Source organism: Janthinobacterium sp. NFX145 (genome assembly GCF_049810325.1).
Taxonomy (GTDB): Bacteria; Pseudomonadota; Gammaproteobacteria; order Burkholderiales; family Burkholderiaceae_D; genus Janthinobacterium; species Janthinobacterium rivuli.
This window is the reverse complement of sequence record NZ_CP187360.1, coordinates 2,512,834-2,527,193: the sequence shown is the minus strand read 5'-3', so window position 1 is coordinate 2,527,193 and position 14,360 is coordinate 2,512,834. Positions and strand designations below refer to the sequence as shown.

The following is a 14,360-nucleotide window of genomic DNA, read 5'->3' as shown; positions in this document are numbered from 1 at the left end:
CGTGTTCCGCAAACAATTACTCTACATTACCAGCGACGCCCTGTGCGCCTACGACTGGGACCATGGCGTGCTGGGCCCGGGCCAGACCTTCGCCGCCAGCGCGGCCGGGCTGGACGGCTTCGCCGCATGGCTGGAAGACCCGCAGGCGCACCGTCTCGACGTGCCCGCCTACCTGCTGACGGACTTGATCGAGGAAGATTTCCAGCATCAGCTCGTGCCCCACGTGCGCGGCAAGGCGGGCCGCGCCCTGCTGGAGCGGCGCCGCCAGCAGTTGCACCGCGACACGCCCTACCGGGGCAGCACCGTGCTGGGCCGCGAAAGCGCGGGCCGCCACGACGATCAGGTGCTGTTTTTCGCCCTGACCAACCCGTCCTTGCTGCAGCCGTGGACGGAGGCGCTTGAACACTTGCGCGTGCCCGTGGCCGGCATTTATTCGACCAGCCTGCTCAGTATCGCGCTGGTCAAAAAGCTGTCGCTCGCGCATGAACACTTGCTGCTGGTGACGCAGCAGTCGGGCGGCTTGCGGCAAAGTTACTATGAAAAGGGCCAGCTGCGCTTTTCGCGCCAGACGGCCACCATCGCGCTCGACGGCGTGGCCGTGAATATCGTCCTGGAAACGGAAAAGACGCGGCAATTTCTCACCAGCACGCGCATGCTGGCGCGCGGCGACCTGCTCAATACCGTCATCCTGGCGCCGGCCGCGCAGATCGCCAAGCTTGAACTGCTGTGCGACAACGGCGTCGAAGTGGCCTACCACTTCATCGACCTGCAGCTGGCCGGCGCACGCGTGGGCTTGCGCCAGACGCCGGCGCTGGCCGATGCATTGCTGCTGACCTTGCTGGGCAAGCATCCGCCGGCCAGCCACTATCCGCCCGGCGCGCTGGCCCGCTACTACCACTTCCAGCGCGCGCGCAAGACGCTGTATGGCGCCAGCGCGCTGATCGGCGCGTCGACCGCCCTGTGGTGCGTGATCAATTTGCTTGGCGGCATCGCCGATGGGGCCGCCACGCAGCGCCTGGCACAGGAAACGGCGTCCTACCAGGAACGCTACCGCAGCGTCATGTCGACGCAACCGCCGGCGCCGGCCAGGACGCAGAACATGAAAGTGGCCGTCACTCTGGGCCAGATGATCGCCAGCCAGGCGCCGGAACCGGGCCGCCTGCTGGGCCTGCTGGGCGCGGCGCTGGACCAGGCGCCGCAAATCCAGCTGGGCCAGCTGCACTGGAACGCGGGACCGCCCCCAGCGCGCACGAGCGGCAGCCAGCAAGCGCCGCAGACGGAAAGCGGTCGCCCGCTGGGCAGCAGCCTGGCCGGCATCCCCGTCGCCCCGCCGCAGGCGCTGCGCCTGGAAGCGGACGTGGCCATGCCGAACAATGACTACCGCGCGGCGCTGGCCGCCATCACGGCGTTTGCGCAAACCCTGGCGCGCCAGCCGGGCATGCAGGTAAGGATAGAGGAAACGCCGCTCGACTTGCGTCCCAGCGTGGCCTTGTCCGGCAAGAGCGCCGCGCCGGCGCCGGACAGCCAGGCCCGCTTTACCCTCTTGCTGGAGTGGCAGCCATGAGCGGCCCCGTCAAGCAGCCGCCCCTGCCCGGCATGCAGCGGACAAGCACGCCTGCGCGCACCCTGCCCGCCTGGCTGGGCGAACTGCGCCTGGTGCGCGGCGCCATGCTGTGCTTTGCGCTGACCTTGCTGGCCGGCGTGCTGCTGCTGAGCCTGAGCACCGCCTATCGCACGCGCGAAGCGCAACGGCTGTACCTGGCCCAGCACACGCGCGCGGCGGCGGCCACCCTGTTCAACCACGCGGAAGCGGAAAAGCAGGAAATCCGCGCCTACGAACCGCAATTCCTGGCGCTGCGCCAGCGCGGCCTGATCGGCGAGGAAAACCGCCTGGCCTGGATCGACGCCATCCGCCGCAGCCAGGAACAGCGCAAGCTGCTGCCAATCAGCTATGACATCAGTCCCCAGCAAGGGCTGCAAGTGCCGTTGCCGATGGTGATGGGGCAATATCATTTGCGCGGCAGCCGCATGCGCCTGCAGATGGATTTGCTGCACGAGATGGATTTGCTGAACCTGTTTGACGATTTGCGCCAGGCCGGCTATTTCGCCGTGCAGGAGTGCACGCTCAAGCGCCATGGCGCGGCCGGCGGCGAGGCGGCGCCCGCCCTGGGCGCCGAATGCGAGCTGCTGTGGCTGACCGTCAACAGCCTGACCGTGGCGGGGCCGCCATGAGGTACGCTCTCGTCCTGTGCGCGCTGCTGGCCGGCACCGCGCCCACTCTCCATGCACAGGCACAGCAACTGGGGCGCTTGTTCCTGTCGCCCCAGCAGCGCGCCCAGCTCGACGCGCAACGCTACGGGCCGCCGCCCCCCGATCCGGCCCTGGCGGCGCCACCGCCCCCGCCACCGCCCGCCCCGCCCGTGGAATTAAATGGCGTGGTGGTGCGCAGCAGCGGCCGCTCCACCGTCTGGCTGAACCAGGAAGCGCAGAACGAGCCGCACAACCGCCTTGCCCGTGACAAACCCGGCACCTTGACCCTGCGCCTGTCGAACGGCCAGGTGGTACTGCTGAAACCTGGCCAGCGCTACGATCCGGCCAGCGGCACGGTCACCGAAGTGCAGGAGACCCCGCCATGACGCCACGGAAAGCTCGTCGCCAGCGTGGCGCCGCCCTGCTCCTGCTGGTGGCCGTGCTGGGCCTGGGCGCGGCCAGCCTGCTGATCAGCGCCTTTGGCCGCAACACGGGCGAGGCCGAACGCCAGCAGCGCACCCTGGCCACCCTGGCGCAGGCGCGCGAGGCCTTGCTGGGCTTTGCGGCGGCCAATGGCCGCCTGCCCCGTCCGGCCGCCTCCGCCCTCGACGGGCGCGAACGGGCCGCCGACTGCGCCGACGATGCCGCCTGCAGCGGCTTTTTGCCGTGGGTGGCGCTGGGCGTGGACGGCGTGGATGCCTGGGGCAAGCTGCTGCGCTACAGCGTCACGCCGGAAATGGCGCGCGCGCCCATCGTCTCGTTTTCCGCCATCGCCAACAGGGTCGTGCTTGAACGCGGTTCGCGCGGCGAACTTGCCTTCGTGGCGGGCCAGGCGCTGTGCGACGTCAGCGCCCAATGCCTGCCCGTTGTGCTGTTCTCGCAAGGCAAGGATCATTACGGCACGGCCGCTAGCGGCGTGATGCAGATCAATACGGCGCGCGGCAATATCGACGAAGCGGCCAACGACCGCGCCAGCCGCGGTTTCATTGCCCGCCCCGCCACCGGCAATGCCGCACTGCCCGGTGGCGCCTTTGACGACATGCTCACCTGGATTACCTTGCCCACCCTGTACCAACGCATGCGCGCCGCGCGCAACCTGCCATGAGCGCTCGCCATCCGCGCCGCCAGGGCGGCTTTTCCCTGATCGAGATCGCCATCGTGCTCGTCATCGTGGGCCTCATGATCGGCGGCCTGGTCACGCCCTTGACGGTGCAGCTGGAGCAGCGCAAGGTGGCCGAGACGCAACAAGCGCTGAATGAAGCGAAGGAAGCGCTGACCGGCTACGCGTTGCGCTACGGCTACCTGCCCTGTCCCGCCATCTCCTCCATGAGCGGCCTGGAAGACCGGAGCGGCACGCGCTGCACGGGCGAAAAACGCGCCGGCTTCCTGCCCTGGGCCACCCTGGGGCTGCGCCAGGGTGATAGCTGGAACAATCTGCTGCGCTACAGCGTGACGCCGGCCTTCAGCGACAGCGGCCAGCTTTTCAGCCTGTCCACGCCGCGCGACATCAGCATCGTCACGCGCAATGGCGGCGCGCTGCTGCAGGCGACGGCCTTGAACGACATCCCCGCGATGATCATGTCGCACGGCAAGAACGGTTTCGGCGCCACCAGCGCACAGGGCCAGCGCCAGGCTGTGCCTTTCGGCAACAATGTCGACGAGCGCAACAATGCTTCGAACGCCACCACCGTCATCAGCCGCGCCGCCAGCGGCCCGCAACAGCCGGGCGGCGAGTTCGACGATATCGTCGCCTGGTTGTCGCCGAACATCCTGTTCAACCGCATGGTGGCCGCGCAAAGGCTGCCCCGTTGATGCCCATGCTCTCGCCCTCGTTCACCATCGCCCGCTACACGCTGCTCGAAGCGCTGCGCAGCCGCCTGCCGTGGCTGTTCCTGCTGGCCGCCTGCGGCGCGGCCGCCCTGGCCGGCTTACTGCAGCAACTGGCGCTGACGGAAAGCGGCGCCGTGCAGGCGGCCATGCTGGCGGCCACCCTGCGCCTGGCCGGCGTCTTCCTGCTTGCTACCTTCATCATCACCAGCATGGCGCGCGAAGCGGCCGACCGGGGCCTGGAACTGCTGCTGGCGCTGCCGATGCCGCGCGCCGCCTACCTGCTGGGCAAACTGCTGGGCTATGGCACGCTGGCGGCCGTACCCGCCGTGCTGTTCGGCCTGTTGATGGCGCTGTTCGCCGCGCCCGCGCAATGCGCGCTGTGGGCGCTGTCCTTGCTGGGAGAGTTGTGGATCGTCGCCGCCTTCAGCCTGCTGTGCGCGGCCAGCTTGCAGCAAGCCCTGCCGGCGCTGGCCGCCACGGGCGGCTTCTACGTACTGGCGCGCATGCTGGGCAGCCTGCAACTGCTGGCGCACGGCCCGCAGGCGGGCGATTCCCTGGTTCAACGGGCAACGGCCGGCGCCATCGACGTGCTGGCCCTGCTGCTGCCCCGCCTGGACGCGTTTACCCGCACGGAATGGCTGCTGTACGCCACCGGCGACTGGCAGGCGCTGCTCAATGTGGCGGCGCAAACCGGCATCTATGTGGCCTTGCTGGCCAGCTGCGCATTGTGCGACTTTTACCGCAGGAACATCTGATGGCCGCGACCACCCAGCGTCCATGGACCAGCGTGCCGCGCCCCGTGTGCTGGCTGCTGGCGGCTTGCCTGTTATTGCAGCTGGGCTGGCGTCTGGCGCAGCAGCACGCTCCCGCCCAGGCACGCCCGCTGCCCGCCGCGCCGCCGGCTGGCGTGGCGCGTCTGGCCAGCCTGGGCGAGCCGCTGGCCATGTCGAAGGCCATGCTGCTGTACCTGCAATCGTTCGAAGACCAGGCCGGCGTCAGCCTGCCGTGGCGCGAACTCGATTATGACCGCCTGGCCGGCTGGCTGGAGACGGCGCAAACGCTCGATCCGCGCAGCCAATACGCGCTGGTGGCCGCCAGCGAGGTGTATGCCGGCGTGGCCGATCCGCAACGCGCGCGCCGCATGCTGGCCTTTGTCGCCGCCAGCTTCGCGGCCGACCCGCGTCGCCGCTGGCCCGCCATGGCGCAGGCCGTGCTGGTGGCGAAGCACCAGTTGCACGACTTGCCGCTGGCGCTCGGCTACGCGCGCGCATTGCGCCAGCTGGCGACGGGGCCGCAGGTGCCGCCGTGGGTGCGCGAGATGGAAGCGTTCATCCTGGAAGACATGGACCAGCTCGACAGCGCCCGCCTGGTGATCGGCGGCCTGCTCGCCAGCGGCCAGATCAATGACCCGCACGAACTGGCCTTTCTGGCGCGCCGGCTCGACGAACTGGCCAGGAAGAAAGCACAGGCCGCCCCATGAGCCGCTGCCTGAAATGCCATGCGCATCCGGCACCAATTGCAGTAAACTGCCATCTCAAGCTGTAGCACTTTTTTCCAAGGAAATCCCATGCCCCCACGCCGCCAGCACGGCTTTACGCTCGTAGAAATCGCCATCGTCCTGGTCATCATCGGCTTGCTGCTCGGCGGCGTGCTGAAGGGGCAAGGCTTGATCGACAGCGCCAAGGTGAAAAACATCATCCAGCAGTCGAACGCGCTGACGGCCGCCGTCAACGCCTACCAGGACAAGTTCCGCGCCCTGCCCGGCGACGATCTCCAGGGCACCGTGCACGTGCCCAATTCGGCCGGCAACGGCAATGGCGACGGCCAGATCGGCGACGGCCAGCCGCGCGAATTCACCCTGGCACCGCAACACCTGGCGCTGGGCGGTTTTATTACCGGCTCGTTCAACGGCACCTCGCAATTCATGACCAGCGCCCAGGGCGGCGCCGTCTACCTGTACAACGATGAAGTGGGCGGCCGCGCCGGCAACGGCATCCGTTTCGATAACCTGCCCGAGAGCTACGCGGAGCAGATCGACAGCAAACTCGACGATGGTGTGGCCGGCACGGGCAGCGTCCGGGCGAACATGCCCTATGGCAATGCCGGTGCTATCATTGCCCGCACCGCCGTCTTTTTCTGAGCCTACAGTCACTATCAAAGGAATACCATGTCACTGCACCGCACACTCATCGTTTCCCTGGCCGCAGCCTGCGCCTTGCTGGCCGGCAGCGCGCACGCCCAATACGTGGGACCGACGACCGGCCCGGCCGCGCCCGGCAATGTGGCCGCCATCCTGAAAAATCCCGTCGACGACCAGGCCGTCGTGCTGCGCGGCCATTTGCTGCGCAAAGTCGGCAACGAGAAATACACCTTCTCCGACGGCACGGCGGAAATCCGCGTGGACATCGACGACAAGGTCTTCATGAATCGCAAGATCGACGCCAAGACCCGCGTGGAAATCCGCGGTGAAGTGGAAAAAGACTTCATGGAAAGCCCGGAAATCGACGTCGACGTGCTGACCGTGGTCCAGTAAGCCGCCGTGCCATCCCGCCGCCACGGCGGGAGGGAAATTCCCCCTCTTCTGTATGCCTTGCGCAACCTTTTTTCCATGCCGGAAACTAGGCTTGTCAGAACAATCAATTTCGTCTAGCATCTTTTCATTCAAGGTCAGCCAGCGCCAGCGTGAGCCTGCCTGTCGACTCATCCATTCTGGGAGCTTTCCGGGTGCAAGATTTGCCTTCGATACGCTCAAGAATTTCATGGCTGGTGCTCGCCTGGGTCATTCCGACGGCGCTCGTGTTTCTCCTGCTCGTGGCGCAAAGCTATACGCGCGAACGCGACCATGTCGTCAGCGAAACGGCGCAGGCGGCGCGGGCCGTCGCGGCCGCCGTCGAACGCGACCTGAACGGCGCCCAGATGGCCGCGCAGATCCTGGCCGGCTCACCCGCCCTGCAAGCCGACGACATCGGCGCCCTGCGTGTCCTGGCCGCCAGCCTGCTGCAGCCGGGCCTGGCCGTCAGCGCCTTCATCGTTTCCGACGCCAAGGGCCGCCAGCTGATCAATACGACCTTGCCCGCCAGCCAGGCGCCGCCGCCCCTGCCGCAAAAATGGGCCGCCAGCATGGAGCGCACGCGCGACTACGGCAAGCCGCGGCTGACCAGCCTGGCCAGGGCACCCGACAGCGTGCCGCAGCTGGCCCTGAACCTGCCCTTGCCGCGCAAGCAGGGAGCCGCCTACGTGCTGACGGCACTGTACCCGCCCGACTACCTGTCCGTGTTGCTGCGCGAACTGCGCCTGCCCGCCTACCTGGGCGCGGCCATCATCAATGCCGACGGCATCAACGTGGCGCGCACCTTGGCGCCGCAGCGCTATGTGGGCCAGCGCACTGCGGCGCCCCTGCTGGAACAGATACGCCAGGCGCGCGAAGGCGTGCTGCGCCATGCCACCCTGGAAGGCATCGACGTGTACACGGGCTTTCGCCGCGCCCCCGACGCCGCCTGGACGGTAGCCGTCACCATGCGCACCAGCACGGTGGCCGAAGCCCTGCTGCGCTCGGTAGTCACGGGTTCCCTCATCCTGGCGCTGCTGCTGGGCGCCGGCTTTGCCCTGGCCTGGCGCGTGGGCGGCCGTCTGGCCAGCACCCTGCAGGAACTGACGCAGCAAATCCATGCGCTGGCGCAGGGCAAACCGCTGCTGTCGAACAAGCACGCGGACCGCGAATCGGCCGACATGGCCAGTGCCCTGGGCGCGCTGGAACGCGACCTGCGGCGCCACCGCACGCAGCTTGAAAGCCTGGTGGCCGAACGCACGCTGGCCCTGGAAAAGTCCACGCGCCTGCTGGAGACCGTGTATGCGACGGCGCCGATCGGCATGCTGTTCGTGGACCTGAACTTGCGCATCGTCATGATCAACCACTACCTGGCCGCCATCAACGGGGCCAGCGTGGCGCAGCACCTGGGCCGTCCCGTGGGCGCCATGCTGTTCGACGACGCCGTGCGCGCCGAGGTGGAACGCTGCGCGCGCCAGGTCCTCGGGACGGGGCAGCCCATCGTCGACATGGAATTGCAAGGCCATAGCGGCCAGCAGCGCGAGCAGATCAGTCACTGGATCGTCTCCTACCACCCGATTTTCGGCCCGGAACAGCAGTTGCTGGGCGTCTCGGGCCTGTGGCTGGACATTACAGAACGCAAGCGCAGCGAAGCGGAATTTCGCCGCTCGAAACACCTGTTTGGCACCATCATTGAAAACATCCCGGCCATGGTCTTCGTCAAGCGCGCAGACAAGCTGAGCTTTGAAATGATCAACCGCCACGCGGAACTGACCCTGGGACGCTCGCGCGAGCAATTGCTGGGCAAGACGGACCACGATTTCTTCCCGCCGCAGCAAGCGTCCGCCTTCGTCAGCGCCGACCGCAAGCTGCTGGCCACGGGGCAGATGGTGGAAATCGAACAGGAAGCGATCAATACGGCCGATGGCACCACGCGCCACTTCACCACGCGCAAGGTGGTCTTGCGCGACGATGCGGGGCGCCCCAGCCATGTGCTGGGGGTCTCGATCGACATCACGGAACGCAAGCGCGCCACCGAGGTGCTGCACGCCACCACCTGGCGCCTGGAACAGAACGAGCGTTTCATCCGCACCGTCACCGACAACCTGCCCGGCATGGTGTCGTACTGGGGCGCCGATTTGCGTTGCCTATTTGCAAATAAATTCTATAACGAATGGTTTGGCCGCAGCAGCGCCGAGCTGGCCGGCATCCACATGAGCGAATTGCTGGGGCAGGAACTGTTCGACGTGTATGCGCCCCACGTCGAGGGCGTGCTGGCGGGCCGGCCGCAAAGCTTCGAGCGCGACCTGCTCGATCCCGGCGGCCAGGTGTGTCACACGTGGACCAATTACATCCCCGATTTCGACGACAGCGGCGGCGTGCGCGGCTTCTTCGTGCTGGCCTCGGACGTGTCCGAACTCAAGCGCACGGAATTGCGCCTGCACGAGCTCAACGAGCAGATGGTGCGCGCGCGCGACAAGGCCGAGGCGGCCAGTATCGCGAAGAGCGAATTCGTCGCCAACATGAGCCATGAAATCCGCACGCCGATGAACGCCATCATCGGCCTGGCGCGCCTGCTGGAAGAGTCGCCGCTGGAACGGCGCGAACGCAGCTACGTCGGCAAGATCCAGATGGCGACGCAGTCGCTGCTCAACATCGTCAACGACGTGCTCGATTTTTCCAAGATCGAGGCGGGACAGATGGTGCTCGAGCAGCGCCGCTTCCAGCTCGAACGCATGCTGGGCAGCGTGGGCGTCTTGCTGGCCAGCAGCGCCTGGGCGCGCGGCGTGGAGCCCGTGTTCGTGCTCGATCCCGGCGTGCCTGACGAACTGATCGGCGACGCCCTGCGCATGGAACAGATCCTCATCAACCTGATGGGCAACGCCGTCAAGTTCACCGCGCATGGCGAAGTGGTGCTGAGCATCGGCATGGAGGCCGAGGATGCGGCCAGCGCCACCCTCGCGTTTTCCGTGCGCGACACGGGCATCGGCATCGGCGCGGCCGAGCAGGAACGCATCTTCGACGCGTTTTCCCAGGGCGACAGCGGCACCAGCCGCAAATACGGCGGCACGGGACTGGGGCTGGCCATCTGCCGGCGCATGGTGGAATTGATGGGCGGCACCCTCAGCGTCAAAAGCACGCTGGGCCAGGGTTCCGACTTCCGCTTCAGCTGCCGCTTCGAGAAGGTGGCGCCGCCGCCCGAGCCGTCCGGCAAGGGCGTGCCCAAGGCCCTGTCGCTGCTGATCATCGACGACAACGCCAGCGTGCGCACCATGCTGGAAGACTGGTGCGCGGCGCAGGGCTGGCACAGCCGCAGCGCCGACAGCGGCGCGGCCGGCCTGGCCCTGCTGCGCGCCCACGCCAGCGGCCTGGACGGCTTGCAGGCGGCCGCTCACGTGGATATGGTGCTGCTCGACGCGGCCATGCCCGGCATGGATGGCATTTCCATGCTCACCGAGGCGCGCGCCGACGAACACCTGGCGCTGCCGCCCGTGATCATGCTGGTGGCCGACCAGGACAGCGAGAACCTCGAACGCCTGGCCGACAGCCTGATGCTGGCCGGCATCGTCTCGAAACCGGCCACTCCGGCGCGCCTGCTGGCGGCCGTCACCGCCGTGCGGGATGGCCGCAATGGCCGCAGCGCGCCATCCGTGCTGCCCGTGTCCACGCCCTTGTCGGGTTTGCTCACAGGCATGCGCGTGCTGCTGGTGGAAGACAATGAAATCAACCAGGAAGTGGCGCAGTACATCCTGTTGCACTCGGGGGCGCGCGTGGCCGTGGCCGCTAATGGCAGGCTGGCCGTCGACTTGCTCGCCAGCACGCCCAACGCCTGGGACGTGGTGCTGATGGATTTGCAGATGCCCGTCATGAATGGCTACGACGCCACCCTGGCCATCCGCGCCCTGGGCTTGCCGGACTTGCCCATCATCGCCATGACGGCCAATGCCATGGATGAAGACCGTCTGCGCGCCATTGCCAGCGGCATGAATGCGCATGTGGCCAAGCCCATCGATGTCGACGAGATGATCGAGACCCTGACCCGGCTGGTGCGCGCGCCCCTGGGTTCCGGCGACGGCGCCGTCCAGGCAGCCGATGCCGCCACGCAGACGCCGGACTTGCCGGCCACCGTGCCCGGCATCGACCTGGCGGCGGCCCTGCACCGCTTCGGCGGCGACTACGGCGCCTTCCTGGCCCTGCTCAAGCGCTTTGAGAATTCGCAAGGCGACGCCGTCGAGGAAACGCGGCGCCTGCTGGCCGCCGGCCATCTGCAGCAGGCGGCGCAACTGCTGCACCGCGTGTGCGGCGTGGCCGCCAACCTGGGCGCCACGCAGATCGCCAGCCTGGCCGCCGAGACGGAAAAAACGCTGAAAACGGGGCAACCGCACGCCGCGGCCACCTTGCTGGGACGGCTGGAACAGGCGATGGCCGAAGTCATCGAAGCGGCGCGCACCCTGCCCTCGCCCGTACGGCGCAGCCAGCCGGCAGCGGCAGCGCCCGGCGGTGCGCCCGTCGATCTGCACGCCGGGCTGTCCGAGCTGCTGGTCCTGATCCACAACAACAACCTGAAAGCGCTGGCGCAATTCCAGGCCCTGCACCCCGCCATACAACAGTCGGACCGGGAAGCGGCGCTGGCGATGGCACATGCGATTGAAACGCTGAATTTTGCCGAGGCGGAAAAACTCGTGCTCGATCAGCTGAAACGAGAGGAAAACAAGTGAGCTGGACCAACCTTGCCATGAACGGGCGCATCCTCATCGTCGATGACGCCATGGAAAACATCCAGATCCTGCACCAGCTGCTGCGCGAGGAACACGACGTGCTGTTCGCCCTGAGCGGTGACAAGGCGCTGGAAATTGCGCATAATCAACTGCCGGACCTGATCCTGCTCGACGCCGTCATGCCCGGCATGGATGGCTATGCCGTCTGCAGCGCGCTGCGCGAATCGGCGCTCCTGAACGCCATTCCCGTCATTTTCGTCACGGCCCTGAACCAGCCCGAAGACGAGACGCGGGCGCTGGAAGCGGGCGCCGTCGATTTCATCACGAAACCGTTCAACGCGGCCGTCGTGCGCGCCCGCGTGCGCAGCCAGCTGACCATCAAGCGGCAAGCCGACGCCATGCGCGAACTGTCGCTGACGGATTCGCTGACGGGCGTGGCCAACCGGCGCAGCTTCAACGACACGATGGACAGCGAATGGCGGCGCTGCGCGCGCGACGGCGTGCCGATGGCCCTGATCATGGCCGATATCGACCACTTCAAGGATTACAACGATACGTATGGCCACCAGGCGGGCGACCTGTGCCTGCAGCAGGTGAGCGCCGCCTTGCGCCGCTGCGCCGTGCGCCCGCCCGACCTGCTGGCGCGCTACGGCGGCGAGGAATTCATCATCCTGCTGCCGCAGGAAACGCGCGACGGCGCCGAAGTGGTGGCCCAGCGCATCCTCGACGAAGTGCGCGCGCTGCACATTGCCCACGCCAGATCGAGCGTCGGCCCGCACGTCACCGTCAGCCTGGGCATGGCCAGCATCATGCCCACGGAAGGCATGGACCCCAGCGCCCTGATCCGCGCCGCCGACGCCCTGCTGTACCGCGCCAAGCATACGGGGCGGGACAGGTATTGCGCGTCGGAGGGGGAGTGATCAGGGATAGCAGCGCATCAAAAACTCCGCCACGCACACGGGTTTCGGGTCGCCTTCACGCTCCATGGTGACGGCCCAGTTCACTTGCGCCCCTTCCGGCAAGTTGTCGACGGAGAGGATATCGAGCCGCGCGCGCAATCGGCTGCCCACGGGCACGGGCGCGGGGAAGCGTACTTTATTCAGGCCATAATTGATGGCCATGCGGATGCCGGCCATGTGCAGCGCTCCCTGCAGCATGGCCGGCAGCAGGGACAAGGTCAGGAAGCCGTGCGCGACGGTGCAACCGTATGGCGACTCGCGCGCGCAGCGTTCGGCGTCCACATGGATCCACTGATGGTCGTCCGTGGCGTCGGCAAAGGTGTCGATGCGCTGCTGGGTGATGGTCAGCCAGTCGGAGACGGCCACGTGCTGTCCCGCCAGGGCCTGGAAACCGGCGATGCCGACGATATCACGCATGGTTTTCGCCTGCCGGACGGCGGCCGAACATGCCCATGCCCTCCACCGTCGTCACCACTTCGCCATGCTGGTTGCGCACGCTCCACACGGAAATGACGATGCCGCGGTCCGGCTTCGACGTCGACGGACGCACTTCCTTGACCTGGTAGGTCAGCTGCAGGGTATCGCCCGCGCGCACGGGTTTGAGCCAGCGGATGCTGTCCAGGCCGGGCGAACCCATGCTCGACGAATGCTTGAGCAGATTGTCCACCACCAGGCGCATCATCATGCCGCAGGTATGCCAGCCGCTGGCGATGACGCCCTTGAAGATGGTCTTTTCGGCGGCCGCATGGTCGACGTGGAATGGCTGCGGATCGAAATCCGTGGCAAAAGCGATGATTTCCTTTTCCGTTACGTGGCGCTGGCCCAGGTCGATTTGCAGGCCTTGCGTAAAGTCTTCGAAATACCAGTGTTTCGGGGTGGTGGCAGGCGATGCGGTCATGCGGTCTCCGTCGGCAAGAAGCCCGGCTGGGCGATAAAGCGCTCGATATGATGGTCCACGTCGCCCAAGGTCAGGGCGATCATGGCAAGGCGCTTGAAATGGTGGGCGGCAGGCAATTCGTCGGTGACGCCCATGCCGCCATGCAATTGCACGGCTTGCTGGCCGACAAAGGTAGCGGCCAGTCCCACTCTCGCCTTGGCGGCCGAGACCGTACGGCGCCGCTCGGACGCATCCTCGCTGTCGACCTTGGCGGCGGCCAGCATGGCCATCGAACGGGCCTGCTCCAGGTGGATGAACATGTCGGCCATGCGGTGCTGCAAGGCCTGGAACTTGCCGATCGGCGCGCCGAACTGCTGGCGCGTCTTCAGGTATTCCAGAGTGGCGGCAAAGATGGCGTCCATGGCGCCCACGGCTTCCGCGCACAGCAAGGAGGCGCCGTAATCCACGGCCGCGTCCAGCACGGACCAGCCCTGCCCTGCCTGGCCGATCAAGGCGTCGTGGCCCAGCACCACTTGCACGAGGGTGACGGTGGCGGCGCGCTGGCCGTCGATGGTGCGGTAGTCGCGCACGGAAACGCCGGGCGCGTCGACAGGCACGAGGAACAGCGAAATGCCATCCGTCTCCATCTGGCCGCCGCTGCTGCGGGCCGACACGATCAAGGCGCCCGCCTGCGCGCCGTGGATGACGACGGTTTTCTCGCCATCGAGCACGAAACCGTCGCCTCGGCTTGTCGCCGTGGCGGCAATATCATTGAGTTCGTGGCGCGACTGGCGCTCACCGAGCGCGCAGGCCAGCTTCAGGCTGCCGCTGGCGACCTGTTCCAGCACGCCATCGTGGCCGCCCGCCAGGCTCAAAAAGCGCGCCCCGAGTACGGTGGCGAAATACGGTTCGACCACCAGGCCACGGCCCAGTTCCTGCATCACCAGCAGCATGTCGACGGCCGTGCCGTCGAAGCCGCCCGCGCCGGCCGGCAGCGGCAAGGCCGTCATGCCCAGCTCGGCCAGGGTGGCCCAGGCGGCATCGGACGTGCCGGTGGCCGAGTGGATAATTTTTTGCCGCGTTTCAAAGCGGTAATCCTTGTCGACCCAGCGCCTGAGCGCGTCGGCGAATTGCTGCTGTTCCTGATTAAAATGAAAGTCCATGTCGTCTCCTTCTGG

At 67.0% G+C, this 14,360-nt stretch carries 14 protein-coding genes; 11 read left to right on the top strand and 3 right to left on the bottom strand.

Annotated elements, in window-relative coordinates; all coding sequences use genetic code 11:
- Position 1 precedes the first annotated feature (1 nt).
- The 11 genes from ACPJXG_RS11270 (at position 2) to ACPJXG_RS11220 (ending at position 12,266) form a co-directional block, all read left to right on the top strand.
- Positions 2–1,564 (top strand): hypothetical protein, encoded by a 1,563-nt coding sequence (locus ACPJXG_RS11270; RefSeq protein WP_425254283.1) that lies wholly within the window; start codon positions 2–4, stop codon positions 1,562–1,564.
- Positions 1,561–2,232 carry a hypothetical protein gene (locus tag ACPJXG_RS11265; RefSeq protein WP_425254282.1) on the top strand — a complete coding sequence of 224 codons (672 nt, stop codon included), beginning with the start codon at positions 1,561–1,563 and terminating at the stop codon, positions 2,230–2,232. Before ACPJXG_RS11270 ends, ACPJXG_RS11265 begins: the two co-directional genes overlap by 4 nt.
- Positions 2,229–2,636, top strand: coding sequence for a hypothetical protein (locus ACPJXG_RS11260; protein WP_425254281.1), 408 nt, complete (start codon positions 2,229–2,231; stop codon positions 2,634–2,636). Before ACPJXG_RS11265 ends, ACPJXG_RS11260 begins: the two co-directional genes overlap by 4 nt.
- On the top strand, positions 2,633–3,355 hold the full coding sequence (locus ACPJXG_RS11255) for a hypothetical protein (protein ID WP_425254280.1): 723 nt from the start codon (positions 2,633–2,635) through the stop codon (positions 3,353–3,355). The genes ACPJXG_RS11260 and ACPJXG_RS11255 overlap by 4 nt, the downstream gene beginning before the upstream one ends.
- Positions 3,352–4,062 (top strand): type II secretion system protein, encoded by a 711-nt coding sequence (locus ACPJXG_RS11250; protein WP_425254279.1) that lies wholly within the window; start codon positions 3,352–3,354, stop codon positions 4,060–4,062. The genes ACPJXG_RS11255 and ACPJXG_RS11250 overlap by 4 nt, the downstream gene beginning before the upstream one ends.
- Positions 4,062–4,835, top strand: a complete 774-nt coding sequence (locus ACPJXG_RS11245; protein WP_425254736.1) for an ABC transporter permease subunit — start codon at positions 4,062–4,064, stop codon at positions 4,833–4,835. The genes ACPJXG_RS11250 and ACPJXG_RS11245 overlap by 1 nt, the downstream gene beginning before the upstream one ends.
- Positions 4,835–5,560, top strand: a complete 726-nt coding sequence (locus tag ACPJXG_RS11240) for a hypothetical protein (RefSeq protein ID WP_425254278.1) — start codon at positions 4,835–4,837, stop codon at positions 5,558–5,560. Before ACPJXG_RS11245 ends, ACPJXG_RS11240 begins: the two co-directional genes overlap by 1 nt.
- A gap of 87 nt (positions 5,561–5,647) precedes the next feature.
- On the top strand, positions 5,648–6,220 hold the full coding sequence (locus tag ACPJXG_RS11235; RefSeq protein WP_035819706.1) for a prepilin-type N-terminal cleavage/methylation domain-containing protein: 573 nt from the start codon (positions 5,648–5,650) through the stop codon (positions 6,218–6,220).
- A gap of 27 nt (positions 6,221–6,247) precedes the next feature.
- Entirely contained in the window at positions 6,248–6,613 is a 366-nt protein-coding gene (locus tag ACPJXG_RS11230; protein ID WP_425254277.1) for a NirD/YgiW/YdeI family stress tolerance protein, read from the top strand.
- 233 nt (positions 6,614–6,846) lie between these two features.
- Positions 6,847–11,346 (top strand): PAS domain-containing protein, encoded by a 4,500-nt coding sequence (locus tag ACPJXG_RS11225; RefSeq protein WP_425254276.1) that lies wholly within the window; start codon positions 6,847–6,849, stop codon positions 11,344–11,346.
- Complete coding sequence (locus ACPJXG_RS11220; protein WP_425254275.1) at positions 11,343–12,266, top strand: diguanylate cyclase domain-containing protein; 924 nt, start codon at positions 11,343–11,345, stop codon at positions 12,264–12,266. Before ACPJXG_RS11225 ends, ACPJXG_RS11220 begins: the two co-directional genes overlap by 4 nt.
- On the opposite strand, the gene ACPJXG_RS11215 is transcribed toward ACPJXG_RS11220, so the two are convergent.
- The 3 genes from ACPJXG_RS11215 to ACPJXG_RS11205 are packed head-to-tail and all read right to left on the bottom strand — an operon-like array spanning position 12,267 to position 14,345.
- Positions 12,267–12,722: a MaoC family dehydratase gene (locus ACPJXG_RS11215; protein ID WP_425254274.1), complete on the bottom strand. Its 456-nt coding sequence runs from the start codon at positions 12,720–12,722 to the stop codon at positions 12,267–12,269.
- Positions 12,715–13,203, bottom strand: coding sequence for a MaoC family dehydratase (locus tag ACPJXG_RS11210; protein ID WP_425254273.1), 489 nt, complete (start codon positions 13,201–13,203; stop codon positions 12,715–12,717). The genes ACPJXG_RS11215 and ACPJXG_RS11210 overlap by 8 nt, the downstream gene beginning before the upstream one ends.
- Positions 13,200–14,345, bottom strand: a complete 1,146-nt coding sequence (locus tag ACPJXG_RS11205) for an acyl-CoA dehydrogenase family protein (protein ID WP_425254272.1) — start codon at positions 14,343–14,345, stop codon at positions 13,200–13,202. The genes ACPJXG_RS11210 and ACPJXG_RS11205 overlap by 4 nt, the downstream gene beginning before the upstream one ends.
- Positions 14,346–14,360 lie beyond the last annotated feature (15 nt).

Bases quoted from the DNA above. Each gene is read 5' to 3' on its own strand.
- ACPJXG_RS11240 (WP_425254278.1), top strand. From the start codon at position 4,835: ATGGCCGCGACCACCCAGCGTCCATGGACCAGCGTGCCGCGCCCCGTG.
- ACPJXG_RS11210 (WP_425254273.1), bottom strand. From the start codon at position 13,203: ATGACCGCATCGCCTGCCACCACCCCGAAACACTGGTATTTCGAAGAC.
- ACPJXG_RS11235 (WP_035819706.1), top strand. From the start codon at position 5,648: ATGCCCCCACGCCGCCAGCACGGCTTTACGCTCGTAGAAATCGCCATC.
- ACPJXG_RS11245 (WP_425254736.1), top strand. From the start codon at position 4,062: ATGCCCATGCTCTCGCCCTCGTTCACCATCGCCCGCTACACGCTGCTC.
- ACPJXG_RS11255 (WP_425254280.1), top strand. From the start codon at position 2,633: ATGACGCCACGGAAAGCTCGTCGCCAGCGTGGCGCCGCCCTGCTCCTG.
- ACPJXG_RS11205 (WP_425254272.1), bottom strand. From the start codon at position 14,345: ATGGACTTTCATTTTAATCAGGAACAGCAGCAATTCGCCGACGCGCTC.
- ACPJXG_RS11260 (WP_425254281.1), top strand. From the start codon at position 2,229: ATGAGGTACGCTCTCGTCCTGTGCGCGCTGCTGGCCGGCACCGCGCCC.
- ACPJXG_RS11215 (WP_425254274.1), bottom strand. From the start codon at position 12,722: ATGCGTGATATCGTCGGCATCGCCGGTTTCCAGGCCCTGGCGGGACAG.
- ACPJXG_RS11265 (WP_425254282.1), top strand. From the start codon at position 1,561: ATGAGCGGCCCCGTCAAGCAGCCGCCCCTGCCCGGCATGCAGCGGACA.
- ACPJXG_RS11250 (WP_425254279.1), top strand. From the start codon at position 3,352: ATGAGCGCTCGCCATCCGCGCCGCCAGGGCGGCTTTTCCCTGATCGAG.
- ACPJXG_RS11230 (WP_425254277.1), top strand. From the start codon at position 6,248: ATGTCACTGCACCGCACACTCATCGTTTCCCTGGCCGCAGCCTGCGCC.